Origin of the sequence: Thioalkalivibrio sp. ALJ15, from assembly GCF_000383695.1 — a bacterium.
GTDB lineage: Bacteria > Pseudomonadota > Gammaproteobacteria > Ectothiorhodospirales > Ectothiorhodospiraceae > Thioalkalivibrio.
On the sequence record NZ_KB912058.1, the window covers coordinates 422,340 to 448,505 of the forward strand.

General features: G+C 67.6%; 17 protein-coding genes and 1 pseudogene. 7 read left to right on the forward strand and 11 right to left on the reverse strand.

Annotated features, from left to right (window positions below):
- Positions 1 to 399: 399 nt before the first annotated feature.
- Together G015_RS0108815 and pyk are read right to left on the reverse strand one after the other, a co-directional pair.
- A complete protein-coding gene (locus tag G015_RS0108815; protein WP_020146502.1) occupies positions 400 to 1,491 on the reverse strand; it encodes a tetratricopeptide repeat protein in 1,092 nt (363 codons plus the stop codon).
- A 716-nt stretch (positions 1,492 to 2,207) separates the two neighbouring features.
- Entirely contained in the window at positions 2,208 to 3,665 is a 1,458-nt protein-coding gene (pyk, locus tag G015_RS0108820) for a pyruvate kinase (RefSeq protein ID WP_020146503.1), read from the reverse strand.
- A 367-nt stretch (positions 3,666 to 4,032) separates the two neighbouring features.
- On the opposite strand from pyk, the gene mltF reads away from it, so the two are divergent.
- The gene (gene mltF / locus G015_RS0108825) at positions 4,033 to 5,493 is read left to right on the forward strand and encodes a membrane-bound lytic murein transglycosylase MltF (protein ID WP_020146504.1); all 1,461 of its coding nucleotides are present in this window, start codon (positions 4,033 to 4,035) and stop codon (positions 5,491 to 5,493) included.
- 841 nt (positions 5,494 to 6,334) lie between these two features.
- Positions 6,335 to 6,844 carry a DsbC family protein gene (locus G015_RS0108835; RefSeq protein WP_019025087.1) on the forward strand — a complete coding sequence of 170 codons (510 nt, stop codon included), beginning with the start codon at positions 6,335 to 6,337 and terminating at the stop codon, positions 6,842 to 6,844.
- Positions 6,845 to 6,937: 93 nt separating this feature from the next.
- Here the strand turns inward: G015_RS0108835 and G015_RS0108840 are convergent.
- Together G015_RS0108840 and G015_RS0108845 are read right to left on the reverse strand one after the other, a co-directional pair.
- A pseudogene (locus tag G015_RS0108840) lies at positions 6,938 to 7,168 on the reverse strand (HigA family addiction module antitoxin); the annotation flags it as partial.
- Between the two features lie 97 nt (positions 7,169 to 7,265).
- The gene (locus G015_RS0108845; RefSeq protein ID WP_020146507.1) at positions 7,266 to 7,760 is read right to left on the reverse strand and encodes a GFA family protein; all 495 of its coding nucleotides are present in this window, start codon (positions 7,758 to 7,760) and stop codon (positions 7,266 to 7,268) included.
- A 357-nt stretch (positions 7,761 to 8,117) separates the two neighbouring features.
- On the opposite strand from G015_RS0108845, the gene G015_RS0108850 reads away from it, so the two are divergent.
- Both G015_RS0108850 and G015_RS0108855 read left to right on the forward strand, forming a co-directional pair.
- Positions 8,118 to 8,432 carry a c-type cytochrome gene (locus G015_RS0108850; RefSeq protein ID WP_020146508.1) on the forward strand — a complete coding sequence of 105 codons (315 nt, stop codon included), beginning with the start codon at positions 8,118 to 8,120 and terminating at the stop codon, positions 8,430 to 8,432.
- An 18-nt stretch (positions 8,433 to 8,450) separates the two neighbouring features.
- Positions 8,451 to 9,746, forward strand: a complete 1,296-nt coding sequence (locus G015_RS0108855) for an NAD(P)/FAD-dependent oxidoreductase (protein WP_020146509.1) — start codon at positions 8,451 to 8,453, stop codon at positions 9,744 to 9,746.
- Positions 9,747 to 10,400: 654 nt separating this feature from the next.
- On the opposite strand, the gene G015_RS14230 is transcribed toward G015_RS0108855, so the two are convergent.
- From G015_RS14230 to G015_RS0108890, 7 genes are all read right to left on the reverse strand, one after another.
- Complete coding sequence (locus tag G015_RS14230) at positions 10,401 to 10,850, reverse strand: hypothetical protein (protein ID WP_156824690.1); 450 nt, start codon at positions 10,848 to 10,850, stop codon at positions 10,401 to 10,403.
- A 99-nt stretch (positions 10,851 to 10,949) separates the two neighbouring features.
- Positions 10,950 to 11,537, reverse strand: coding sequence for a hypothetical protein (locus G015_RS13650; protein ID WP_020146510.1), 588 nt, complete (start codon positions 11,535 to 11,537; stop codon positions 10,950 to 10,952).
- Between the two features lie 81 nt (positions 11,538 to 11,618).
- Positions 11,619 to 12,362: a hypothetical protein gene (locus G015_RS0108870; protein ID WP_020146511.1), complete on the reverse strand. Its 744-nt coding sequence runs from the start codon at positions 12,360 to 12,362 to the stop codon at positions 11,619 to 11,621.
- A gap of 291 nt (positions 12,363 to 12,653) precedes the next feature.
- Positions 12,654 to 13,760, reverse strand: a complete 1,107-nt coding sequence (gene modC / locus G015_RS0108875; protein WP_020146512.1) for a molybdenum ABC transporter ATP-binding protein — start codon at positions 13,758 to 13,760, stop codon at positions 12,654 to 12,656.
- The gene (modB, locus tag G015_RS0108880) at positions 13,757 to 14,449 is read right to left on the reverse strand and encodes a molybdate ABC transporter permease subunit (protein ID WP_018174002.1); all 693 of its coding nucleotides are present in this window, start codon (positions 14,447 to 14,449) and stop codon (positions 13,757 to 13,759) included. The genes modC and modB overlap by 4 nt, the downstream gene beginning before the upstream one ends.
- Positions 14,450 to 14,452: 3 nt before the next feature.
- Positions 14,453 to 15,211 (reverse strand): molybdate ABC transporter substrate-binding protein, encoded by a 759-nt coding sequence (gene modA, locus G015_RS0108885; RefSeq protein ID WP_020146513.1) that lies wholly within the window; start codon positions 15,209 to 15,211, stop codon positions 14,453 to 14,455.
- Between the two features lie 260 nt (positions 15,212 to 15,471).
- Positions 15,472 to 16,725 carry a NupC/NupG family nucleoside CNT transporter gene (locus G015_RS0108890; protein ID WP_020146514.1) on the reverse strand — a complete coding sequence of 418 codons (1,254 nt, stop codon included), beginning with the start codon at positions 16,723 to 16,725 and terminating at the stop codon, positions 15,472 to 15,474.
- Between the two features lie 146 nt (positions 16,726 to 16,871).
- On the opposite strand from G015_RS0108890, the gene recC reads away from it, so the two are divergent.
- The 3 genes from recC to recD are packed head-to-tail and all read left to right on the forward strand — an operon-like array spanning position 16,872 to position 26,160.
- On the forward strand, positions 16,872 to 20,393 hold the full coding sequence (gene recC / locus G015_RS0108895) for an exodeoxyribonuclease V subunit gamma (protein WP_028490909.1): 3,522 nt from the start codon (positions 16,872 to 16,874) through the stop codon (positions 20,391 to 20,393).
- Positions 20,390 to 24,124, forward strand: a complete 3,735-nt coding sequence (gene recB, locus G015_RS0108900) for an exodeoxyribonuclease V subunit beta (RefSeq protein WP_020146516.1) — start codon at positions 20,390 to 20,392, stop codon at positions 24,122 to 24,124. The genes recC and recB overlap by 4 nt, the downstream gene beginning before the upstream one ends.
- Positions 24,121 to 26,160, forward strand: a complete 2,040-nt coding sequence (recD, locus tag G015_RS0108905; RefSeq protein WP_020146517.1) for an exodeoxyribonuclease V subunit alpha — start codon at positions 24,121 to 24,123, stop codon at positions 26,158 to 26,160. Before recB ends, recD begins: the two co-directional genes overlap by 4 nt.
- Positions 26,161 to 26,166: the final 6 nt, after the last annotated feature.

The following is a 26,166-nucleotide window of genomic DNA, read 5'->3' on the forward strand; positions in this document are numbered from 1 at the left end:
TTGCGGTTACCGCGTCGCGCCGCGCCGCGTCGGCCGAGGGTGGCGGTCGCCTTCACGGGCCGGCTCCTTCATCGCGAGGCGAGCTGCGCCGTGGCGATCGCTGACGGGATGCCTGGCCGCTGATCGAGGCGGACGTCCGGGGTTGCGTTTGGAGATGGCCACGGCCCCTCCGGGGCCTCGCCATGACGAGGCGGGGGCCGAGCTGGTTGGCCTCTGCTTTCTCGGGCCGGCTCCGTCATCGCGAGGCGCGCTGCGCCGTGGCGATCGCTGACGGGATGCCCGGCCGCTGATCGAGGCGGAGGTCCGGGGTTGCGTTTGGAGATGGCCACGGCCCCTCCGGGCCTCGCCATGACGAGGCGGGGATTGGGCTTGCTGCCCTTTGGTTGCCGCGCTGGTGGTCTAGCGGGAGGTCTCGGCCTTGCGCGCCTCGGCCTCGCTGCGTTGCTCCGGGGTGAGCTGCTGGTGGACGTAGTCGCGGGCTTCCGCGGCCGGCTTGTGGCCCTGATCGGCTGCGCGCGCGAACCAGACCCAGGCACCGGGCAGGTCGGCCTCCACGCCACGGCCCTCGGCGAGCACGATGCCCATGTTGTACTGCGCCGGGGCCAGCCCCTGCCGCGCCGAGGCCAGGTACCAGGCGGCCGCGGCCGCCTCGTCCTGAGCCACCCCTAGCCCCCGTTCCAGGAGGACGCCCAGATTCGCCTGAGCCAGGGGATGGCCGGCTTCGGCCGCGGCGCGATACCAGTGGGCCGCCGCCGCCAGGTCTTCCTGCGTGCCGTTGCCGTCGCGGCAGAGGTTGCCCAGGCGGGCTGCGGCGTCCGGGTCCCCGGCCTCGGCGGCTTGCCGATACCAGTGGGCGGCGCCGGTCATGTCGGTTGCTACACCGTCGCCCTGTTCCAGGGCCAGGGCGAGGTTGAAGGCCGCGTCGCGGTGTCCCGCCTCGGCGGCCTGGGCGTAGTACTCGGCTGCCGCGGCCCGATCGCGCGCGCATCCGCTGCCTTGCTGGTGCGCGACACCGAGACTGTTCAGGGCGTCGGGGTCGCCGTGCTCCGCAGAGCGTTTCCACCACTGGACGGCTTCGGTGGCGGCGGCCTCGTCGCCCGCGTTCTGCAGCAGCACGGCCAGGTTGTTCTGCGCCACGACGTGACCCGCCTCGGCCGCATGGCGGTACCAGTGTCGGGCCGCGTCGGCATCGGCGGGGTCGGCCTTCTCCGCCATCACGCCGAGGTTGAAGCTGGCATCGCTCAGCCCCTGCTCCGCGGCCTGTTCCCAGTACCCGCGCGCACGCTCGGCATCGGCCTCCAGCCCCAGGCCGTCGGCATACAGAATCCCCATGCCTAACTGGGCCCAGGCCGAGCCGGCCTCGGCGCTGGCCGCCCACAGTTCCCCGGCGGTCCGATAGTCGCCGCGTTCAAACGCGGCAAAGCCGTCCTGATCGGCTTGGTTCGGGCCTTCGGGCGGTTCGTGGTCCGGGGAGTCGGCAGGCGTACCCATGGTGGTGGTTCTCGCTGGCAGTGTTTGCGGAGCGCCCGAGCATACAGCCTGGGCACTCGGCCGCAAGCAACCCCGGGCGCTGACCACCCCGTTGCGGAGCGGACACGATGGGTGTCCTCGTCTTCGTCGCCCCCGTGAGGTTTCACCACACGGAGAAGCAAACACCGTCATCGCGAGGCGCGCAGCGCCGTGGCGATCTCTGTGGATGTCCTCGGCGCTGATCGAGGCGGACGTTTGGGGCTGCATGCGGAGATGGCCACGGCCCCTGCGGGACCTCGCCATGACGCGGCAGAGAAGGTGGGTGTCCTCGTCTTCGTCACTCGTCTTCGTCGCCCCTTTGAGGTTTCACCACACGGAGAAGCAAACACCGTCATCGCGAGGCGCGCAGCGCCGTGGCGATCTCTGTGGATGTCCTCGGCGCTGATCGAGGCGGACGTCTGGGTTGGATTCGGAGATGGCCACGGCCCCTGCGGGCCCTCGCCATGACGCGGCAGAGAAGGTGGGTGTCCTCGTCTTCGTCGCCCCTTTGAGGTTTCATCACGACGGAGAAGCAAACACCGTCATCGCGAGGCGCGCAGCGCCGTGGCGATCTCTGTGGATGTCCCCGGCGCTGATCGAGGCGGACGTCTGGGGTTGGATTCGGAGATGGCCACGGCCCCTGCGGGACCTCGCCATGACGCGGCAGGGAAGAAGGATGTGTTCTTGTTGACCTTTGCTCAGGTATGCCCTGGTGCGTGTCCCTGGCGGGGGCTGTCGAGTTCGAGCAGCTCCAGGCGATGATTGCCGGTGGGGTTGGGGCCCGAGGGGCCCTGAACGAGGAGGGCGAGACCGTCGTGGATGGCGTTCTCGGCGAGCCACTGGCGCGCAAAGTCGTTCCAGTCGCTGCGGTCCTCGGCGACTGCCACCGGCTGGACGCCGTAGGAGAACTGCAGGTTCTGGGCGGTTTCCGGATCCGGGGTGAAGGCGGCGACCCAGCAGGGCAGGCGCAGGCGCGCGATGCGCCGGGCGGTCGCGCCACTGAGCGTGGGCGCCAGGGTGACGCGCGGCAGGCGCCGTTGCGCGGTGTGGAATACGCTGCGCGCGATCAGGTCGACCGCGCGATCGTGCCCGGCTTCTTCGGGCTCGTCTGGACTATCCGGGGCCATGCCGCTGTCACGCTCCGGTTCGATCGAGCGGGCGATAGCGGCCAGCATCGCCACTGATTCCACCGGATAACGCCCCATGGCCGATTCGCCGGAGAGCATTACGCAGTCCGTACCGCCGAGGATGGCATTCGCCACGTCGGTGGCCTCGGCGCGCGTGGGCCGGCGTGAGGTGACCATGGACTCCAGCATCTGGGTGGCGGTGATCACCGGACGGTTGTGCTGGTTGGCGCGCCGGGTGATGCGGCGCTGGGCGCGGGCGATGCTCGCGATCGGGATCTCCACCCCCAAATCCCCGCGCGCCACCATGATGCCGTCCGCAGCCTCCAGGATGCCGTCGAGCTGCTCCAGTGCCGCAGCCCGCTCGATCTTGGCGATGATGAAGGGGCTGTAACCCAGCGCCTCCGCCGCCTTGCGCACGGCCAAAATGTCGTCGCCGTCGACCACGAAGCTCTGGCTGACGGCATCCACGCCGTGTTCCGCCGCAAACCGCAGCCAGTCGTGGTCGTCCAGGGTAAAGGCGCGGATGCCGAGATCGATGCCCGGCAGGTTCAGGCCCTTGCGCGAGCGCAGTTCCCCGCCAGTCTGCACGCGGCAGGTGACGTCGTGGCCCTCGACCGACACCACCTCCAGCTCGATGTAGCCGTCATTCAGAAACAGCGCATCACCGGGCTGTACCGCCTCCGGCAGCTCGGAGAACGACACGCTGACACGAGAAGCATCGCCGACGCAGTCCTCCGTGGTCAGCGTGATCGTCGCGCCGGGCTCCAGTTCGATCGGCTCCTCGGCCAGCTCGCCGATCCGCATCTTCGGCCCCGGCAGGTCGCCGAGTATTGCGACGCGGGTGCCGGTCTCCTGCGCCGCCTCGCGGATACGGCCGATTAGGTCGGTGTGGTAGGCGGCATCGCCGTGCGAGAAGTTCAGCCGTGTCACATTGAGCCCGGCCTGCATCATCCGCCGCAGCGTGTCCGGGGAGTCGGACGCCGGCCCGATGGTGGCCACTATCTTTGTCTTCTGTGCGGGAAACGGCATGGGCAGGCCCTTACTCGATCAATGCCCCTTGAGGGTAAACCGTCCGCGCCAGCCTGTCGCCGCTGGGCTTTCTGGTTCGTCCGCCGTCAGTTGGGGGGACAACTGGCGCTGAACGACGAGTAGCTGCAGCATCAAGAGGGTGGGTGTCCTCTTCTTCCTTCTCTACTTCTTGCATCGAATATCTCCCTGCGGGCGGTCGGTGTTTGCCTGGTAGATACCCCTAGGGGGCGCGGCGGGGTTCCGCGTCACAACCCTCATGAAATCGGGGTTGGTTGTGGGGCGGACCGCATCTACCGAAGGTCTAGGGTAGCTTTCGGGCCGTTCGGGCCAGCCGGCTGTCAGGAGACGCCGCTCGGGGAGGGATCTCATGTCCACTGATTCGTACATCCATTTGCTGCATCCGCGTCGCTGGCGGCGTTCAGGTCTGGTGACCGCGTCGGCGGTCGTGCTGATGGCCTGTGGTCCCGGGGATGGGCAGTCGGAAGTGCCGGGGGTGTCGGGCTCGTCGCTGGAACATCCGGAGGGCACCGGTGAACTGGTGGTGGTGACCCGCAATGCCCCCACCGCCTGGTTCTACGACCGCCACACCGAGACCGCAGGCCCGGAACACGACCTGGTGGAAGCCTTCGCAGCCGCGCGTGGCTGGGAGGTCCAATGGAAGGTGGTGGACTCGGTGGGCGAGGTGCTGAAGACCCTGGCCTCCGGCGAGGTCCATATGGCGGCGGCCGGTCTCACGCATCTGGAATCGCGCGATGCGGATTTCCTCCGCGGGCCGCAGCATACCGAGGTGACCGAGCAGGTCGTGTGTCACCGCGATCGCGGCTCGCTGCCGGAGTCGGCCGCCGATCTGGACGGGCTGGAGCTGGCAGTCAGCGCCGGCAGCGCCTACGTCGAAACCCTGCAGGCGCTGGACGAGCCGGTGGCCCATCGCGCCGAGCCGGAGGGCACCGAGCGGCTGTTGGCGGCCGTGGAAGAGGGCGAACTCGACTGTACAGTGGCCGACTCGCATATCGTCGACCTCAACCAGCGGATCTTCCCGCACCTGGAAGTGGCCTTCGACGTGAGTGATGAACGCGCGATCGGCTGGTATCTGCACCCCGATTTCGAGGAACTTGCGGCGCAGGCGGGTGCGTGGATGGACACCGACGAGGGGACGCAGGTGCGTGCCCGGGTGGACGAGCAGTACTATGCCTACGTCCCGGAATTCGACTTCGTGGACCTGCGTGCGCTGACCCGGCGCATCGACCAGCGGCTGCCGGATTTCCGCCCGGTGTTCGAGGAGGCCGCTGACGAGTACGAACTGCCAGCCGACCTGCTGGCCGCGCTGGCCTACCAGGAGTCGCACTGGGATCCGCAGGCGCGCAGTCCCACCGGGGTGCGCGGGATGATGATGTTGACCCAGCGCACCGCGCAGGAGCTGGGGATCGAGGATCGCCTGGATCCGGAGCAGAGCATTCGCGGTGGCGCGCGCTACCTGCACCAGATGCACGAGCGCCTGGACGAGGACATCCCGGAACCGGACCGTACGTATCTCGCGCTGGCGGCCTACAACATCGGCCGCGGGCACCTGCTGGATGCACGGCGCCTGGCGAGAGAACTGGATCGCGACCCAGACCGCTGGGCGGACATGCGCGAGGTGCTGCCGCTGCTGACCGAGGAACGCTATTACCGCGATCTGCGGTTCGGCTACGCGCGCGGTTACCAGCCGGTGTACTACGTGCAGCGCATCCGCAACTACCGTGCCGTGATCCGGCCCGCCTTCGTGGGGGACGAGGTCGCCGTGGACGGGCCGGCGCCGTCCATCTTCTCGCGGCTGCTGTCGGACTGAGCGGGCCGCCGGTCAATTCTTCTTCCAGCGTCTGCGCCCAGGCGGGCAGCAGCTACGTCTAGCGAAGCGGGCAAACCTCAACCAGGTGGGTGTCCTCTTTTTCGTCGCCTTCTCAACCCGTCTTCGCAACCAAACACCGTCATCGCGAGGCGCGCAGCGCCGTGGCGATCTCCGAGGGTGTGTCCCCAGCGCTGGCCAGGGCGGACGCGGGAGGTAGCGTTCGGAGATGGCCACGGTCCCTGCGGGACCTCGCCATGACGGCCAGAAAAAACTGGGTGTCCTCTCTATCCATCACTTCTTCCAGCGTCTGCGCCCAGGCGGGCAGCAGCTAAGTCTAGCGAAGCGGGCAAACCTCAACCAGGTGGGTGTCCTCTTTTTCGTCGCCTTCTCAACCCGTCTTCGCAACCAAACACCGTCATCGCGAGGCGCGCAGCGCCGTGGCGATCTCCGAGGGTTTGTCCCCAGCGCTGGCCAGGGCGGACGCGAGAGGTAGCGTTCGGAGATGGCCACGGCCCCTGCGGGACCTCGCCATGATGGCCAGAAAAAACTGGGTGTCCTCTCTATCCACCACTGGCAGAGGCAAACGTCAGGAGTTGCGTTCGGAGATTGCCACGCCCCCCCGGTGCCTCGCCCTAACGGGCATTAAAATGATGCTATCGAGGTCCGAGCCCGTTTCCCGCTGGTTTTCGCCTTCCGGTCAGGCGGAACCCGGATTTCTCGCAATGGTCCATCGGTATAAGTATCGGGGCAGGGGATCCGGCAGGCCGACAAACACCGGCTGTCAGCGCATCAAGCCGGAAGGACGGTGGACGTGATACGGAACAGGGTCTGCGCATGCCCCATGGTTCTGGTGGCCGTGGCGCTTCTCGTGTTCGGCCTGAGCGGCAACGCGGCCGCCGGGGAACGGGAGGCCGAGATCGTGCAACTGGTGGAAGGCCTGGACGAGGACGAGCTCATCGTCTTTGAGCCGGACGATGCCCAGTACACCGTGACGGTCTTTACCGACGTCAACTGCCCTTATTGCCGCGAGTTCCATCAGCAAATCGACGACTACCTCTTATGGGACATCCGCATTCGCTATGCGGCGTTCCCCGTCATCGGCAACGCCTTCGAGCAGATGGAGGCGGTGTGGTGCAGCGACGACCGGCAGGATGCCATCACCCGGGCCAAGCTGGGCGAGACCATAAAGGCGGAAGACTGCCCGCATCCCGTGGCCGACCATCTGGCCATCGCCCGGGAGCAGCGGTTCCGGGGCACCCCCACCATCATCACCCCCCAGGGCCGGATCAGGTACGGCCTTGTCTCCGCCGCCGAACTCGTGGATATGCTGGAAGCCGAGGCGGCCCGGTAAGCAGCGTCTCAAGAAGGTGGGTGTCCTCATCTTGACCTTGAACAACGAGTAGCCACCGCATCGAGAAGATGGGTGTCCTCTTGTTCCTACTTAGAGGTCGTGCTGATCCTGCATGGCCAGCCAGCTTTCCGGCGATCGGCCGAGCGTTTTGGACAGACGCAGTGCCATCTCGGGACTCACCCCGCTGCGTCCCTGCAGGACGCGCCCCAGGGTGGAAGGCGAGACATCGAGCTTGCTGGCCAGTTGGCGGGCACTCAGGCCAAACGGTGCCAGATAGACCTCGCGAATGAACGCGCCCGGATGCGGAGGGTTGTGCATGGTCATCAGTGGTAATCCTCGAAGCCTACGGCAGTCGTGTTAAGCGCGAAGGAAGATGGGTGTCCTGCCGCTGAGCAGTAATGTCCGATACAGCCTAGCCGCTTCAGTTTTCATTATTGCTCTCGTTGTTCATCTCTAGCCCCAGCCGCTGGTGCCACTCGGCGATGCTCTCCTCCGGGAAACCGGAGAAGCATTGACTGGTGTCGTCTGCCTCCACCTCCACCCAGTTGGCCTTGCTGTCGAGCAGGATATGGACGTGCTCGGGCGGGGTCGGCAGTTCGCTGTCGATGGCGGAGGCAAAGGGGTGGACGAGGGCGGGCCAGCGCGGATCATAGACCCAGAGGGCGCTGGCGCAGTGGCGGCAGAAGTGGCGTTCGCCGACGCTCGGATCGCCGTCGATCACTGCATGATAGATACCTGTGTGCTCGGCACCCTCGACCTCCAGCGTCTCGGCGCGTCCGCTCAGGTTGATGGCATAGCCGCCACCCCCAGCCGTCTTGCGGCATATCGAGCAGTAGCAGCGCTGGTAGGGATACGGATGCGGCGATTCCACGCGAAAGCGCACCGCGCCGCAGTGACAGGACCCTTCGAGCAGCATGTCCTCTTCTCCCGATGTGGGGGGCTACTGTGAGTCTAGTGCAGGCTCATGACACCCAATAGAAAGCCCATGGAGCGGTTCGTTGGCCGTTACCAACCGGGTCTGGCGCCATGCGCTCGGATCAGATGCAAGGGCCGTCCCTCGTTTGTCCTGTGCTGACAAAGCGGCCAAACCGGTCACTTTGGCCGACAAAGTGCTGAATTGTCCGTTCGCTACCCCGACGGCTCTGGCCTGTATCTACCGAAAACGGCCGTAGCAAGGGGCGGCGGGGCTCTTGGCGCGCTTTCTGCAGTGGGGTTGAGTGGGCCGGCTGAATGCCGGGGAACCATGAACCCCAACCGTCAGGAGTTCGTTCGCATGAAGCACTCACGCTTGTTCGCGGCGGGGCTTGTCGCCTCGCTGGCGATGGCCGGCACCGCATCCCAGGCTATCGCCGACAATGACGAAATTACCCGTGGCCAGTTGATGGCCGCTTCCTGCATGGCCTGTCATAACGCGGCCGCAGCCGAAAAAGGTGTTCCGGATCTCGGCCGTGTCTCGGCGGGTGTCATCCAGAGCCAGATGCGCGCATTCCGCGATGGCGAGCGTGACGCGACCATCATGGATCGTCACGCCAAGGGCTACACCGACGAGGAGATCGAAGCGATGTCGGTCTACTTCGCGCGCTTCTGATCACGGGGGATAACAACAATGCATAACTTTACGCGACGTCACTTCCTCAAGGCCTTCGGGATCACCAGCGCGGCCGCCCTGACCGGCATCGGTTTAACCCCTCTTGCTGCGCATAGCGCTGGCAAGGCCCATGTAGTCGTGGTCGGGGGCGGCACCGGCGGTGCCACCGCGGCGCGCTACCTGAAACAACTCTCGCCGGACATGGCCGTCACGCTGATCGAACCCAACGCCACCTACGTCACCTGCTACGGCAGTAACTGGGTGCTTGGCGGCTTCGAGAGCATCGAGGCGATCACGCACGGCTACGACAACCTGCGCGATCGCGATGGTGTCGATGTCATACAGGACAAGGTCATTGGCGTGGACGCCGACAGCCGCACGGTCCGGCTCGAAAGCGGCGACAGCCTGCAGTACGACAAGCTGGTCATGTCGCCGGGCATCGACTTCAAGTACGAGGACATGCCCGGCATCGAAGAGGCCGATGCGGAGACGATCCCGCACGCCTGGAAGGCCGGGTCGCAAACCGAGCTGCTGCGCGCGCAGCTACAGGCCATGCCCAACGGCGGGGTCTATGTCATGGTCGCCCCGCCCAACCCGTACCGCTGCCCGCCGGGGCCATACGAGCGCGTCTCGATGGTGGCGTACTACCTGAAGACCCACAAACCTCGCTCCAAGGTCATCGTCCTCGACCCCAAGGAGAACTTCGCCAAGCAGGGCCTGTTCGAGGAGGGATGGGCCGAGCACTACGGAGACATGATCGAATGGCGTGGCGGCCACAACGGCGGCCGCGTCGAGGAGATCGACGTCAGCGGCAAGACTGCCCATGCGGATGGTGGTCAGGAACGTGTCCGTGCGGACGTGATGAACTTCGTCCCCGCACAGCGCGCCGGCCAGATCGCCCACGATGCCGGCCTGACGAACGAAGAAGGCTGGGCCCCGGTCGATCAGCGGACCTTCAAGTCCGTCATGGACGACAACATCTACGTGATCGGGGATGCCAGCGTTGCAGGTGCCATGCCCAAGTCCGGCCACGCGGCCAACAACCAGGGCAAGATCGTCGCAGCCGCCATCCTGCGCGAGCTATCGGGCCAGGAGCCCCTTGACCCTTCGTCGGCCAGCACCTGCTACGGCCTGATCACCCCGGACTACGGCGTCAGCATCGCCGCCGTGTACCAGTACCAAAACGGCGCCCAGGCAGCGGTAGAAGGCTCCGGTGGCGTCAGTCCCCTCGGCCAGTCTTCAACCTTCCGCCGCCAGGAGGCCGAACACACCCGCGCCTGGTACGCCGGCATCACTCAGGACATCTGGGGCTAGGCCCCGGCACTCTCCCAGCCACTTCGATCGGCGCCTTCGGGCGCCGAGTTCGTTTCCGGGCAGGTCCGCAGAAAGTGGGTGTCCTCTATTCGGGGCGTGAGAAAATAAATCAGTCCCCACTTTTCCGGAATGATCTGGACGATGCTCCGTCAAGGACGGGAGTACCACCGCCGCCCCACATGCGAGACGCCCAAGCCTTGAAAATCCGAGAGGGATGTTCAGACCTTGCCTTTTGCCCCCCCGCCACGACAGGGGCAAAAGGCAAGGTCTGACCCCCAATACCCATCGCGCCGCCCCGTCGGACGCGAAAAACTAAATCTGTCCCCATTTTTCCTCTTCTTCGGCGTCAGCTGTTGCGTCGGACCTTAGAAAATATATATGTCCCCATTTCCGGGCCAGCAGGGTATCAACGCACCGCCTCTAGAGCTGCCAACAATTCCGGAGCCACATCTCTTACAAACTGAACCTGATTGTCTGAAACATCCTCTCCGTGAATGGCAGCAGAACAAACGGAATAGACTTCACGTACGGCGTGAGCTAGGTTAGGCGAGATCACCTCAGATCTCACCAACCATTTCAGATAGGCGATAACTGATGTATATCTTTGCCTTGGATCATTAATGTTGGCGTCATAAATTCTACGAATCTGAACCTCTAGGTTGTAACGGACGCCAAATAGAAAATGTGCGTCCTCATTCGCAGATAGGTTTCCCCCTGGGCTGGAGGTAGCGGTGGTTCCCCTTCGCGAAAAGCTTGTGATACAGCGGTTCTTACCTCTTCTCTTAAATCGGGGAGTTCGTCTTCAGAAGGCGGAGGTGGAACAATGACTTGTGGGTTGAATGAGTTCCGAACTTCTACGGAATTTCTAACCAAAGCGACCTCTCGCTTGATTTCCTCTATTTCATTCTTGAGATGAATTCCCAGTATGTTCACTTCCGCCACCAGAGGAAGTATCCAGAGGCCAATGAAAACGAGAAAGACAATGACATCTGCGAACTGGGCCTGTCCAACCAGAATATCGCTGAGGCGAAATAGCAGGAATGCGAGAGCGCCGATAAGGGCGATACCCCACCAGATAAGCTTTAGCCAATTTGGAAAGTTCACATTGATATCCAGCGCTTAGCGTGAACGGCCGGATTTGGAGCGCGAGCGGAAAAGCCGGTCCGCGGTGACGCTTTGGTTAGGCAAGACGAGAAGCAGCGACTAATTGAGAGCGAGCACATGGGTGTAGTAATTCTCGTCTAGCTTTATTAACTCGGGTTCTGGCTGAAGTTGATCCGTAACCCTGCGTATATCGGTAACGCCCTGCTCATCCTTTAAATAAGTCGCGTAGTAATGCACAACGAGAGCATGAAGCCCTGCCATAGCATTCAGGGCATTCTTCAAGTTAGCTTCGTTATACTTTTCTGCGCGATGGTGTTTCACCTTGTTATAGCTTCGCCACCACGCTGGGTGCCACGATCCCGACCAATTCGACCAAGGCTCAAGAGTTAGGTTAAAACGGTGCACATAGCACTTTTCGTCAATCAGAACGGGAAGCTCTTTCTCAACGATTCGTTTGTAATCGCCAATATTCTTTCGTTGGTCATCGGGGCTCAGAATACGGCATAGTTCCTTCATGACAACATCCACTTCGGACGAAGCGGCCAACAGAAGATGTGCAAGCTCGATTGAATATGTTGAAAAATTTCCCTCTGCGAACTCTATATAGCGCGATAGCTTGGCCAGATCCTGCTCAAGCGCAATGTAGTAGTTCCAATGAAGAAAGACTCTACCTGACTGGATCCCCATGCCTAATCCTTCTAATGCCTAACGCGAAGCTCAGCCGCGGCGGAGCCGTCGGCTGCAGCGTCATGTTGGACGGTTTCCCGTTCATCCATTAGCAAACCACTTTTCTCGATCCAGAAAGTCTCGATGCGTATGGTAGTGCCTCAGTTCTCGTGCCGGCCCCTCTACTTCCTCGCGAACACGGCGCTTAGCATCATCATCAAGGAAAATGGCAGAATCGATGAACTCTTCTACGAGGTTAGGGAGTGACGGATCTGATGACTTGCCTCTCAGACCTCGCACCTTCTCTCGATATGCTTCGCCTAGCGCAATCCCAGGTGAGGTGTGCTCATTCGCTCCCACCTTCTGAAGCTCGCTCCCCATGAAGGCCTCGACCGCTTCCTCTAGGGGCTTAAGTACCGGTCGGGAAAGGTCAATCAGGTTGAAGCGATGCCAATCTACCTTCGCCTTTTCAATCTGCTCAGGTCGAACTCCGCAAGTGCGAAGCTCTGACTGTATCCGCTCCATAAGTTCATGCCGCTGCCGCCTGGGCATCTGCCCACCTATGCGGTTGGCGCGGGCGACATTGGAGAAGAGCATTTCTGCGATAGGAACGGTTATAGCCCTCAGTTGATCCAGCGTCTTGTCGGCCTCCTCTATCTTGCGCTCAAGCAGTTCCGCCTCCAGTCCGAAGCCCTTGAAACTCTTGAAATCCCGCAGGAAAACAAATATTAGGCAGAAAACTGCAGCCCCGTACGTCACGCTCGCACCGGCGACGTTGGCGAGGAATGCAAGGTAGGAACCGACGGCGAGAAGCAGGAGGGCTGACAGAAAAAGTGCTACGTGCAACTTAACCTACTCCGTTGTCCAACAGTGATTAGATAGCGCGCACGGGTAATGGTTGAACGTGCGCGCTAGATATCCCGGGTGAGGGCGCGGCAAGAATGGGCGTGTATTCACCGGGTTATGATTCATGGGGGACGATGGATCCTGGATATGTAGCGGCGTAGACAGGTTGCGGGAGACGGTAGGTTGTGTGGACGCCGTCCTGCATGGCAGTTAGCTGGATTCTGGCACGGGCGGTGTGGGTTTGCGAACAGGCACGTGGGTGGTCCGAATCCCGGCGTACGTTGGAGCCGCTCAGTCGAGAAAGGCTACAGCCTTGACGAGCGCATGGGCACGCGTGCCCCGCTGGAGGCCCAGCCGCCCGGTAGATAACTGCGTCAACTCCGCCATCAAAGTCTGCCCATCGTCCTGCCGGCACACGGCAAGGACCCGTGCGGGTCCGTGGTGCCCGGGCGCCTCATCCAGCGACTCGATGGTGACGGGGATGATGTTGAGGATCGAGACGTCCTGGGGCGGCGATAGGGCGATGGAGACGTCGCGGGCGTCGATGCGCAGACGGGCCGGGCGGCCGGCGCCGTTGGCGGTGCCCGGAGTGGACGGTACACGGTAGCGGGCCTCGGGGGGGCCGAAGGGGTGGAGGCCATGGGGGTCGGCTGGGCCCAGTTCGCCTTGGAGGACGGAGACGGCGCCTTCGTCGCGGAACAGGGGGGAGTCGGCGCGGGCCAGCGCCTCGCGCAGGGGTTCCAGGCGTTCGAGCTGGCCGTCGTGCATGAAGGCGACGCGGGTTGCGAGGCGTTCGACTTCGTCCGGGGCGTGGGTGACCAGCAGGCTGGGGATACCGGTCTCCTCGGACAGGCGGGCGAGGAAGGGCATGATCTCGCGCTTGGTCTGGGTGTCCAGGGCGTTCAGGGGTTCGTCGAGCAGGAGCAGGTCCGGGCTGGTGAGCAGGGCGCGGCCGAGGGCGACGCGCTGGCGCTGGCCGCCTGAGAGCTGGTCGGCGCGGCGTTCCAGTAGGTCGTCGATGCCGAGCAGGCGGGCGACCTCGTCGAGGTGCAGGCGGCGCAGGGGCTCTGGTGTGCGCTTGTAGCCGTAGAGCAGGTTGCCGCGCACGGACAGGTGCGGCAGCAGGGTGGATTCCTGGAACACGAGGCCGACGCGGCGGCGGTGCAGCGGGACGAAGGTCTTGCCGGACTGCCAGGCGGTATCGCGAAAGTGCACCTCGCCGCCGGGCGGGTGTTCCAGGCCGGCGATGATGCGCAACAGCGTGGTCTTGCCGCAGCCGGAGCGGCCGAACAGGGCGGTGACGCCCTCCAGCGGGAAGGCGGTGTCCACGTCCAGCGCGAAGCCGGGGCGTTCCAGCCGGGCTTTGATGCGCAGCGTGTCGGGCTCGGGCCGGGTCACAGGCGCACCGTGTCGAAGCGGCGGTTGATCGCGTAGACGATGAACAGCACGGCGAAGGCAAAGATCAGCAGCCCGAAGGACAGGCGGTGGGCGGAGTCGAAGTCCATCGCCTCGGCGTGGTCGTAGATCAGGATGGACAGCACCTGGGTCTCGCCGGGGATCGCGCCGCCCAGCATCAGGATCACGCCGAACTCGCCGAGGGTGTGGGCGAAGGCGAGCGTGGCGGCGACGATGAAGCCGCCGCGGGTCATCGGCAGGATCACGGTGACGAAGCGGTCGATGCGCCCGGCGCCCAGCGAGCCAGCGATCTCCACCGGGCGGCGGCCGAGGTTGGCGAAGGCCTGTTGCAGCGGCTGCACCGCGAACGGCAGGGAGTAGATCACCGAGCCGATCAGGATGCCCTGAAAGGTGAAGGCCAGGTGGTTCAGGCCCCAGCTCTCCAGCGTGCTGCCGACCGGCCCGGCCGGGCCGAGCAGCACCAGCAGGTAGAAGCCGAGCACGGTGGGCGGCAGCACCAGCGGCAGGGCGACGAGGGCCTGCACCGCGGTGCGCACGCCGGGCGAGCCGCGCCCGTTGGCCAGCCACCAGGCGATCGGCGTGGCGATCACCAGCAGGATCAGCGTGGTGTAGAGCGCGAGCTTGAGGGTGACCTCGATCGCCATCCAGTCCGTGGGGCTCAGGTCGAACATCCGTTATTCGCCCCCGGGCATCTCGAAGCCGTAGCGCTGCATGATCTCGCGGGCGGTGTCGCGGCCCATGAACCCGGCGAAGCGGTGCGCGGTGTCCTTGTCCGCGCCGCGGCGGGTGATCACGAAGCCCTGGGTCAGGGGTTCGTGCAGCGCGTCGTCGATCAGGTAGTGCGGGTGCTCGGCGAGATCGGGGAACTCCGCGAGCGACAGCGCGATGATGCCGATGTCCGCGCCGCCGGCCTGCACCATGCGTGCGGTCTGGGCGATGTTGTCGCCGTTGACGATCTTCGGCTGCAGCGCGTCCCAGACGCCGGCGGCCTGCAGCGCCTCCTTCGCGCGCACGCCGTAGGGGGCGTGCGTGGGCGAGGCGATGGCCACGCGGCGGATGTCGTCGCGCGTCAGGTCCTCCAGCGTCAGCTCGGAGGCATCCATGCGGTTGCTCCACAGCACGATGCGGCCGATTGCGTAGACGGACGGCTCGGTGACGGCGGCACCCTCCGCGTGGAGCCGCTTCGGGTAGGCGATGTCGGCGGAGAAGAAGATGTCGTAGGGCGCGCCGTTCAGGATCTGCGTGGTCATGCGGCCGGAGGAGCCGTAGGTCACGCGCACGCGGTCGTCCGGATAGGCCTCGCGGTAGGCCTCCACGATTTCGTCCAGGGCGAAGCGCAGGTCGGAGGCAGCGGCGATGGTCAGCGGGCCGGAGGCATGCGCCAGGCCGGGCAGCAGCAGGACGAGGGTCAGGAGGAGGGCGCGCAGGTGCATGCTGTGGGGGCTTCCCGGTGGTTGGGTCCAGGTGGGTTCGGGTGGTTCCAGTCGCGATTACTCGCTGCGCTCGCCCTTCGGGCCGGCCTTCGGCCGTTCAACGCAGCTTCGCTGCTTTTGTGCTTCGTCGCGGTGCTCCTCGCAGTGACGGTGAGGCTGGGGATATGCTGTTCGTTATATTTCAGTTTGCATATCGACAGGCAGAAGCCTACACCGGAACGGCCTCCGGCTGCCAACCGTTTGGCAGACCCTGCCGCGTGTCAGGCGATATGCACGATGCCGACCACGGCGCCGGTCATCAGCGTGGCCAGCGTGCCGGCGACGATGGCGCGGATGCCCAGGCTCACGATCTCGCTGCGCCGCTCCGGCACCAGCGCGCCGAGGCCGCCGATCAGGATGCCGAGGCTGCCCAGGTTGGCGAAGCCGCTCAGCGCATAGATCAGGATCAGCTCGCTGCGCGCGGACAGCGCATCGTCCCCCAGCTCCGCCATCTGCAGGAAGGCGACCATCTCGTTGAGGATGGTCTTGACCCCCAGCAGCGAGCCGGCGGTGGTGGCCTCGGCCCAGGGGATGCCCATCAGCCAGGCCAGCGGGGCGAAGAGCCAGCCCAGGATGCGCTCCAGACTCAGCGTGGCCCCGGCGACCTCGGGCAGCGCACCCAGCATCACGTTGACCAGCGCGACCAGGGCGATCACCACGATCAGCAGCGCGATGATCTGCAGCAGCAGTTCCAGCCCGCGCAGGGTGCCGCGGGTAATCGCGTCCATGGCGCTGGTCGCGCCCTCGGTCTCGGGGAGCAGATCGCCGGCGGTGGAGGGCGCGGTCGGCGGGATCATCACGGTGGCGATCAGCAGCGCGGCCGGCAGGCTGATCAGCGAGGCGACGATCAGGTGGCCCAGCGCATCGTCCAGCACCGTGCCGATGATGGTCGAGTACAGCACCAGCATCGTGCCGGCGAGCGTCGCCATGCCCACGCTCATCAGCGCGAACAGCTCGCTGCGGTTCATCTGGCGCAGATACGGGCGGATTACCAGCGGCGATTCGACCATGGAGAGGAACACGTTCGACGCCGTGCCCACGCCCAGGGCACCGCCAATGCCGAACGCCCGCTGCAGCACCAGCGAGGCCCCGCGGATCAGCACCGGCAGCACGCGCCAGTAGAACAGCAACGCCGACAGGGCCGAGAGCACCAGCACCAGCGGCAGCGCCTGGAACGCGAGGATGAAGTTGTTGGCCGGGTCGTCGACCGCGAACGGCGGGTCGTCCCCGCCGATATAGCCGAACACGAATGAGGTGCCGGCCTGGGTGGCATCGGTTAGCGCGATCACGACCTGGTTCAGCCACAGGAACGCATGCTGTGCGCCGGGGACGCTCAACAGCAGTACGGCAATACCGAACTGCAGCGCCAGCCCGGCGAGCACCTCGCGCCAGGGGAAGCGTGTCTTGTGTTCGCTCAGCAGCCAGGCGATGGCCACGAATACGAGCAGTCCCAGCCCGGCTTGCAGTGCGAGCATGCGCCTTCCTTTATTCTGTGACGGCGTTCAAAAACCGCACAGGATACCGGCTTTGGCTCGGATGCCAATGGGGGCGGGCGCAGGGGCGTGCACATTGGTAGGGTAGGCCCATTACACGGCGCTCACATGGGGCACAAGGAGCAGGGGTGACGCAGTCCGGCGAGCTAGAGCCAGGGATGGTGGTGCTGCACGGCAACCATCTGGAGTCGCTGCGTGCCCTGGTGGTCGATTGGATGCAGCGTGCGCCGCTCGGCCCGCTGGAGAACGAGACCCTGCTGGTGCAGAGCAACGGCATGGCGCAGTGGCTGCGCTACGCCCTGGCCGCGCACCCGGATGCCGACCCGCCCGGCTGTGGCATCGCCGCCGCGCTGGACATGCAGTTGCCTTCGCGCTTTGTCTGGTCGGCCTATCGCGCGGTGCTCGGGCTCGAGGCCGTGCCGCTGGAATCCCCGTATGCCAAGCGCCCGCTGATCTGGCGCCTGATGCGTCTGCTGCCGGAGTGTCTGACGCGCCCCGAGTTCGCCCCGCTGGCGCGCTTTCTCGCCGATGACGACCCGCGCGACGGCGGCGATCTGCGCAAGCGCCACCAGCTCGCCGAGCGCCTGGCCGACCTGTTCGACCAGTATCAGGTCTACCGGGCCGACTGGCTGACCTCCTGGGCCGCCGGGCGCGATGTCCTGCGCGACGCGCGTGGCCGCGAGACCCCGCTGGGAGAGGACGACCGCTGGCAGGCCGCGCTGTGGCGCCTGCTGCGCGAGGACATCGGCGAGGGCGCGGCCGACACCAGCCGGGCCACGGTCCATGCCCGCTACCGCGAGGTCGTGCAGGGCCTGAGCGAGCGCCCGCCGGGGCTGCCGCGGCGGCTGATCGTGTTCGGCATCTCCTCCATGCCCGGGCAGATCCTGGAGGCGCTGGAGGGGCTGGCCGGCGTGTGCCAGATCCTCGTCTGCGTGCACAACCCCTGCGAGCACTACTGGGCCGATATCGTCGCCGACAAGGACCTGCTGCGCGCGACGCGCCAGCGCCAGGCGCGCAAGGCCGGCATGCCCAGCGTGCTGGACGACGCCGAGCTGCACCAGCACGCGCACCCGCTGCTGGCCGCCTGGGGCAAGCAGGGCCGCGACTACATCGGCCTGCTGGACGAACACGACGACCCCACCGCCTACGACGCCGTGCTGCAGACCCTCGCCTGGAAGCGGGTCGACTACTTCGAGCCGCACGGCGGCGACTGCCTGCTGCACCAGTTGCAGGAGGACATCCGCGAGCTGCGCCCGCTGGGCGAGACCCGCGAGGCCTGGCCGGCGGTGGCGCCGGACGACGACTCCATCCAGTTCCATGTCGCCCATGGCCCGCTGCGCGAGGTGGAGATCCTGCACGACCGGCTGCTCGCGCACTTCGACGCCGACCCGAACCTGCGCCCGCGCGACGTGATCGTGATGGTGCCGGACATCGACGCCTACGCCCCGCATATCGAGGCCGTGTTCGGCCAGCTGCCGCCGGACGACCCGCGCTACATCCCCTACACCCTGTCCGACCAGGGGCCGCGCGGGCGCGACCCGGTGCTGATCGCGCTGGAACGCCTGCTGTCGCTGCCGGAGAGCCGGATGGGCGTGGCCGAGGTGCTGGACCTGCTGGATGTGCCCGCGCTGCGCCGGCAATTCGGGATCGCGGAAGAAGACCTGACCACGCTGCACCGCTGGGCCGAGGAGTCGGGCGTGCGCTGGGGGCTGGATGCCGAGCAGCGCGCCGGGCTCGGGCTGCCGGAGGGGCTGGAGCAGAACACCTGGCGCTTCGGCCTGCGGCGGATGCTGCTGGGCTATGCGTCCGGGGGGGGCGGGGCCTGGCAGGGGCTGGAGCCGTTCGACGAGATCGGCGGGCTGGATGCCGTGCTGCTGGGCCCGATGGATGACCTGATCACCGCGCTGGCGGAGGCCTGGGGCTGGCTGCGCCACGCCCATACCCCCGGCGAATGGAACACCCGGCTGCGCGAGCTGCTGGATACCTTCTTCGCCGGCGAGACCGATGCCGAGCTGTTCACGCTGGGGCGCCTGCGCGAGGCGCTGGACCAGTGGCAGGCCGACTGCGCAGAGGCGGAACTGGACGACCCCCTGCCGCTGGGCGTCGTGCGCGAGCAGTGGCTGGCCAGCCAGGAGGACAGCGGACTGGGCCAGCGCTTCCTGGCCGGTTCGGTCAATTTCGGCACGCTGATGCCGATGCGCGCGATCCCGTTTCGCATCGTCTGCCTGCTGGGCATGAACGACGGCGACTATCCGCGCAGCCCGACGCCGGTGGACTTCGACCTGATGCGCCGCGACTACCGCCCCGGCGATCGCTCGCGGCGCGAGGACGATCGCTACTTGTTCCTGGAGGCATTGCTGTCCGCGCGGCGACAGCTGCATGTCAGCTGGGTCGGCCACAGCGCGCGCGACAACGAGTCGCAGCCGCCCTCGGTGCTGGTCGCGCAGTTGCGCGATCACCTGGCCGCCGGCTGGCGGCTCCAGGGCGCGGAGGAGGTCGACGGGCAGGCCCGGAAGGAGCCGCTACTGGACCACCTGACCACCGTGCACACCCTGCAGCCGTTCTCGCCGGCCAACTTCCCGCCCGACCCGGCACACGCCCGGCACTACACCTACGCGCGCGAGTGGGAGGCGGTCCACCACGCCGACGAGACCCCGGCGCCGGACGCGCTCGAACTGCCGCCGCCGGACGAAGCCGACGACGAACGCGTGCTGGGCCCGGATACGCTGATGCGCTTCCTGCGCGACCCGGCGGAGGCGTTCTTCCGCCACCGGCTGGGCGTGGTGTTCGATCGCGAGGAGGCCCCGAGCGAGGACCTGGAGCCGTTCACCCTGGCCGGGCTGGAACAGTGGCAGGTGCGCGAGGCCCTGGTCGCGGCCGCGCTGGACCACGGCGAGGACCCCGAGGCCTGGGGCCCGGTGCTGGAGGCCGAGGCCGCGCGGCTGCAACGCGCCGGTGCGCTGCCGCTCGGCGCGGCTGGCGAGCTGGAACGCGAGGCGATGATCGCCGAGGCCGCACGTCTGCTGGAGCGCATCGGCCTGCGCCTGGCCGCCTGGCCGGAACGGCTGCCGCCATCGCCCGCCGTGCGTCTGGGGCAGGGTGGCTGGATGCTGGAGGGTGCCGCCCCGCCCCTGCGCGGCGGGGCCGGGCAGGCCGTGCTGCTGGACTACACCGTGAGCCGGCTGAAACAGAAAAAGGACTGGCGCGTGGACAAGGTGGCCAAGCCCTGGCTCGAACACCTGCTGGCGAACCAGGGCACGGGCGCAGGCGGCCGGGTCGCGACCGAGGTGATCGGGCTGGATACCGGGATGCGCCTGCCGGGCGTGGGGCCGGAGCAGGCCCGCGAGCACCTCGGGGCCCTGGTCGAGGGCTGGGTGGCCGGGCTGGAGCGGCCGCTGCCGGTGGCCTGCGCCACTGCCTTCGCCTGGCTGCAGGCCGAGGCGAAGGACGACCCCGACCCACTGGCGCGGGCGCGCAAGGTGCTGGTCGGGGACGACTTCAGCCCCGGTGAATGGGCGCGCAGCCCGGCCCTGGCGCGTGCCTGGCCGGACCCGGAGGCGCTGCTGCAGGATCCGGCGTTCGGGCACTGGCGCGACCGGCTGTACCGGCCGCTGTTCGAGGCGCTGGCCGCCGGGGAGGAGATGGAATGAGTGCAGGCGCGCAGCCGCTGGAGCTGATGGAACTGCCGCTGCACGGCAGCCGCCTGATCGAGGCCAGTGCCGGCACCGGCAAGACCTACACCATCGCCGCGCTGTATCTGCGGCTGGTGCTGGGCCACGGCGAGCTGCCGGAGGGTACCTGCGAGCTGACCCCGCCGCAGATCCTGGTGATGACCTTTACCGAGGCGGCCACCCGCGAGCTGCGCGAGCGCATCCGCGCGGTGCTGGCGCGCGGGGCGCGCATCCTGCGCGGCGAACCGGCCCCGGCCCACGAGGCGTTGTGGCCGGCGCTGCTGGACGCCTACCCGGATCCGGCCGCACGCGCCGGGGCCGCGCGGCGGCTGGAGCTGGCCGCCGAGTGGATGGACGAGGCGGCGGTCTCGACCATCCACTCGTGGTGCTATCGCATGCTGCGCGAGCATGCGTTCGACAGCGGAAGCCTGTTCAACCAGCGCCTGGAGGCGGACCAGAGCGAGCTGCAGGCCGAGGCGGCACGCGACTACTGGCGCCGCTTTGTCTACCCGCAGCCGGCGGATCACCTGAAGCTGCTGCGCCAGGCCTTTGGCGAAGGACCCGACGAACTGCAGGCCCGGGTGCGGCCGCTTCTCGGCCATCTGACAGACACGGCGGGGCTGGAGCCCTACCGCACGCCGGACGGGCTGTATGCGGAGCTGGCCACGCGCCTCGCACGCCTGGCCGAGCTGAAGGCCGTCTGGCGCGAGGATGCCGCCGAGGTGGAGCGACAGTTCCGCGAGTTGCTGGCGAACGTGCTGCTCGGCACGAAGTACCAGAAGCCGGACGAGTTGATCGAAGTGATGCGCGCCTGGGCCGAGGACCCGGCCGCACTGCTGCCGGACAAGGTCGGCACGACGCCTGTGCTGGAGCGCATGTGCGCGGCGGGGATGGCCGAGCGGCTGAAGAAGGGCAAGTCCCTGCCGGACGACCTGCACCCGGCGTTTACCGCGCTCAATGCCGCCGCCGAGGTCTGCGCGGACGACAGCGAACGCCTGCTGCAGGCGGCGGCGGTGGAGATCGATCTCCAGTTCCGCCAGGCCCAGCGCGTGCGGGTGCAGATGGGGTTCAACGACCTGCTGCTGCGCCTGCGCGATGCCCTGGAGGGTCCCGGCGGCGAGGTGCTGGCCGAGACCCTGCGGCGCCAGTTCCCGGTCGCCCTGGTGGACGAATTCCAGGACACCGACCCGGTGCAGTACCGCATCCTCGAACGCGTCTACCGCATCGAGGACAACCCGTCCGAGCAGGGCCTGCTGCTGATCGGCGATCCGAAGCAGGCGATCTACGGCTTTCGCGGCGCGGACATCCACAGCTACCTGAAGGCGCGTCGCGCGACCGCCGGGCGTCACTACACGCTGCCGCGCAACTTCCGCTCGACCGCGCGCCTGGTCGGCGCGGTGAACCGCCTGTTTGCCCATGCCGACGGCTGGTCGGAGGGGGCGTTCCTGTTTGGCCAGGGCGATGACGGCGAGCTGCCGTTCCACGCGGTGGATGCCCAGGATCGCGGCGAGCGCCTGGAACAGGACGGCGCCGAGGTGACGGCGCTGACCCTGTGGTGCATGGACCCGGGCACACCGGTCGGCACCGGTGTCTATCGCGAACAGATGGCCACGGCCGCGGCCGAGCAGATGGTGCGCCTGCTCACTGGCGGGACGGACGGGACCTGCGGCTTTCGGGATTCAGACGCGCTGCGGCCGGTGCGTCCGCGGGATATCGCCGTGCTGGTGCGCAGCAAGGTGGAGGCCCGCATCATGCAGGAGGCGCTGCGCGCGCGGGGGGTGCGCAGCGTGTACCTGTCCGAGGGCGAATCGGTGTTCGTGACCCCGGAGGCGGGCGACCTGCTGCGCTGGCTGCGGGCCTGTGCCGAGCCGACCAGCGAGCGCCTGCTGCGCGCGGCGCTGGCGACCCCGACACTGGGGCAGTCGCTGGCCGACTTGCACCGGCTGACCACCGACGAACTGCGCTGGGAGCACCGGGTCGAGCAGTTCCGCGAGTATCGCCGCCTGTGGCAGACGCGCGGTGTGCTGCCGATGCTGCGCCGCCTGCTGCACGACTTCGACGTGCCGCGCCGGCTGCTGGCCAGTGCCGATGGCGAGCGCGCGCTGACCAACCTGCTGCACCTGAGCGAACTCCTGCAGCGCGCGGCCGCCGAGCTGGATGGCGAGCAGGCCCTGATTCGGCACCTGGTGGAGCACCGCGAGGGCGAGCGCGCGACCGCGGAGGAGCAGGTGCTGCGCCTGGAGAGTGATGAGGACCTGGTCAAGGTGGTCACGCTGCACAAGTCCAAAGGGCTGGAGTACCCGCTGGTGTTCCTGCCGTTTGTCTGCGCGTTTCGCGCGGTCGACCCGAAGAAGGATGTGCCGCGTATCGATCGCCCGCCGGGCGGCAGGCCGCGCTGGATCTTTCGTATGGATACACGCGCCCAGGAGCGCGCCGATCGCGAGCGCCTGGCCGAGGACCTGCGCCTGCTGTATGTGGGCATGACCCGTGCGCGCCACGCCTGCTGGATGGGGCTGGTGCCGATCGTGTCGGGGCGAAGCAAGGAGAACGAGCTGCATCGCAGTGCGGTCGGCTATCTGCTGAGTGGCCCGGAGCCGATGCCGAACGGCGAGCTGGAGGACCGGCTGCAGGCGGCCCGTGGCGACGAGGCGGCGATTGCGATCGAACCCCTGCCCGAGATCACGGGCGCGGGCGTGCGGCTGGCACAGCACACGGCCGCCCCCGGGCGGGCGCGTACCCCGACGCGTCCGGTACGCGAGCCCTGGTGGGTGGCCAGCTACAGCGCGATTGCGCACCCGGACGAGGCCGATGCGCCGGCGCCGCTGGTCGCCGACCCGGTGGCGCCCGATTCCGCGCTGGAGGACATGCTGCGCGAGAGCGCAGTCGGCTCCGGGGCCGGGTCCCAGGCCGGGCACGACCCGACGCGGGCGCTGCCGCTGCCCGAGGTACCGGTGGCTGGAGGGCTGCACGACTTCCCGCGCGGGCCAGCCCCGGGGACCTTCCTGCACGGCCTGCTGGAGTGGGCGGCCGAGCAGGGCTGGTCGGCGGTCGTCGCCGATCGCGCCCGGCTGGACGACGAGGTGCAAAAGCGCTGCGAACAACGCGACTGGGGCGACTGGACCCCCGTCGTGCAGGACTGGATGCGGCGGCTGATTACGGCCGAGTACGCGCTGGCCTCCGGTGGCGTGTTCCGCCTGGACGGACTGGGCGTGTATCAGCCGGAGCTCGAGTTCCTGTTCGAGACGCGCTGGCTGCAGAGCCGCCGGCTGGATGCCGCCGTGCGCGAGCAGTTGCTGCCCGGACAGCCCCGGCCGCCGGCGGGCGACCGGCTGCTGAACGGGATGCTCAAGGGCTTCGTCGATCTCGTCTTCGAGCACGAGGGCCGCTATTACGTCGCCGACTACAAGTCCAACTGGCTGGGGCCCGGCCCCGAGGCCTATGTGCCCGAGCGCCTGCGCGACGCCGTGCTGGAACACCGCTACGACCTGCAGCTGGTGATCTACACGCTGGCCCTGCATCGCCAGTTGCAGGCGCGGATGCCGGGATACGACTACGACCGCCACATGGGGGGCGGGGTGTACCTGTTCCTGCGCGGGATCGATGCGCCGGGGCGCGGCGTGTTCCACGACTGCCCGCCACGGGCGCTGATCGAACAACTGGACGACTGGTTCGCCGAGGGGCCGGACCGGCCGCGGGAGGCGCGGGCATGACGGCCGACCGCGCATTGCAGGACACCGGGGCGCTGCTGGATCTGCTCGGGGAGTGGGAGCACGCGGGGTGGGTGCGCGGCGTCGACCGCGTGCTGGTGCGTTTTCTGCGCGAACAGGTGCCCGCCGCACCGCCGCTGATGCTGCTGCTGGCGGCGCTGACCAGCCACCAGGCCGGGCGCGGGCATGTCTGCCTGGACCTCGACGGCCTGCTGGAGGCCCCGGACCGGATGCTGTCGCTACCGCCGGAGGGCGCGGAGCGGGGATTGCCACGGCCCTCGGATGTCCTGCGCGGCCTGGACCGCGCGGCACTCGACACCGCGCTGGAAGGCCATCGAATCTGCGGCGTCGACGCGGACACGGGGACCCCCCTCGTGCGGGCACAGGACCGGCTGTACCTGCGCCGCTACCGCGAGGCCGAACGCCGGATCGGGGAGGCGGTGGCCGGACGCCTGCGCGAGCAGCCCGCCTGGCGCGACGGGCTGGATACGGATGCGCTGCGCACCTGGCTCGATCGGCTGTTCGGTCCGGCCGAGGAGGGCGACGGCGAACCGGACTGGCAGCGTCTGGCCTGCGTACTGGCGGCCGGGTCCGCGTTCAGCGTGATCACCGGCGGGCCGGGTACCGGCAAGACCTACACGGTGTTGCAACTGCTCGCGCTGTTGCAGGGCCTGCAGGGGGAGGGCGAGCCGCTGCGCATCCGCCTGGCGGCGCCGACCGGCAAGGCCGCCGCGCGGCTGAATGCCTCGGTCGCGGGGGCGGTGGATGCGCTGGGGCTGGAACGCTTCCCCGGTGGTGAGCGCCTGCGCGCCGCGATCCCGCGCGAGGTGGTTACGCTCCACCGCCTGCTGGGCGCGCGACCGGATACCCGGCGCTTCCGCCACGATGCGCGCAATCCGCTGCCGGTGGATGTGCTGGTGGTGGACGAGGCCTCGATGGTGGATCTGGAGCTGATGGCCAGCCTGATGGCCGCGGTGCCGGCGCATGCGCGGCTGGTGTTGCTGGGGGATCGCGACCAGCTCGCCTCGGTAGAGGCCGGGGCGGTGCTGGGCGAGCTGTGCGCGCGGGCGGACGGCGGGCAATACACACCGCAGACGGTCGCCTGGCTGCGCGAGGTAGCCGGGCTGGCGCTGCCGGCCGGCTACGTCGACGAGGACGGGCGGGCACTGGACCAGCACGTGGCGATGCTGCGCCGCAGCCGGCGATTCGGCGCGGACAGCGGGATCGGTCGTCTGGCCGCGGCGGTGAACGACGGCACGGCCGAGGTGGCGGGCCACCCGGGCGAGGATGTACACGCGGCGGTGCTGCAGGGCCCGGACGATCCGGCCCTGCTGCGGCGCGTGCTGGACGGGGCCGGGCATGCCGAGGCGGCACCGTTCGGGGTCGTCCGCTATCTGGAGCATTTGACGGCCGGACGCCCGGCATCCCGCGATGCGCGCGGCACGTGGGAGGAATGGGCGCGCGGCACGCTGCGCGAACACGGGCGCTTCCAGTTGCTGTGCGCCGTGCGCGAGGGGCCCTGGGGTGTGGACCGGATGAACCGCCGCGTTGCCGGGGCGCTGACGGCGAGGGGTGTATTGCAGGCGGAGGGCGTCTGGTACGAGGGGCGCCCGGTGATCGTCACGCGCAACGACTACGCGCTGGGACTGATCAACGGCGACATCGGCGTGACCCTGCGCGTGCCCGCCTGGCTGGCCCGGGGTGATGCCGAACCGGGCGCGGACGATGCGGCGGAAACCGCCCTGCGGGTCGCCTTTGTCGCGGCGGACGGGCATGTGCGCTGGATGATCCCGCAGCGCCTGGAGTCCGTGGAGACGGCGTTCGCGCTGACGGTGCACAAGTCCCAGGGCTCGGAGTTCGAGCATGTGGCCTTCCTGCTGCCCCCGCCGGAGAGCCCGCTGCTGACGCGCGAGCTGGCCTACACCGCGATCACGCGCGCGAGCGGCTGGCTGAGCCTGTTCGAGCCACAGGCGGGGGTGCTGCAGCAGGCGAGCCGGCAACCGACCCGGCGCAGTGGCGGCTTGCTGACCTGGCTGTAGCGGCCC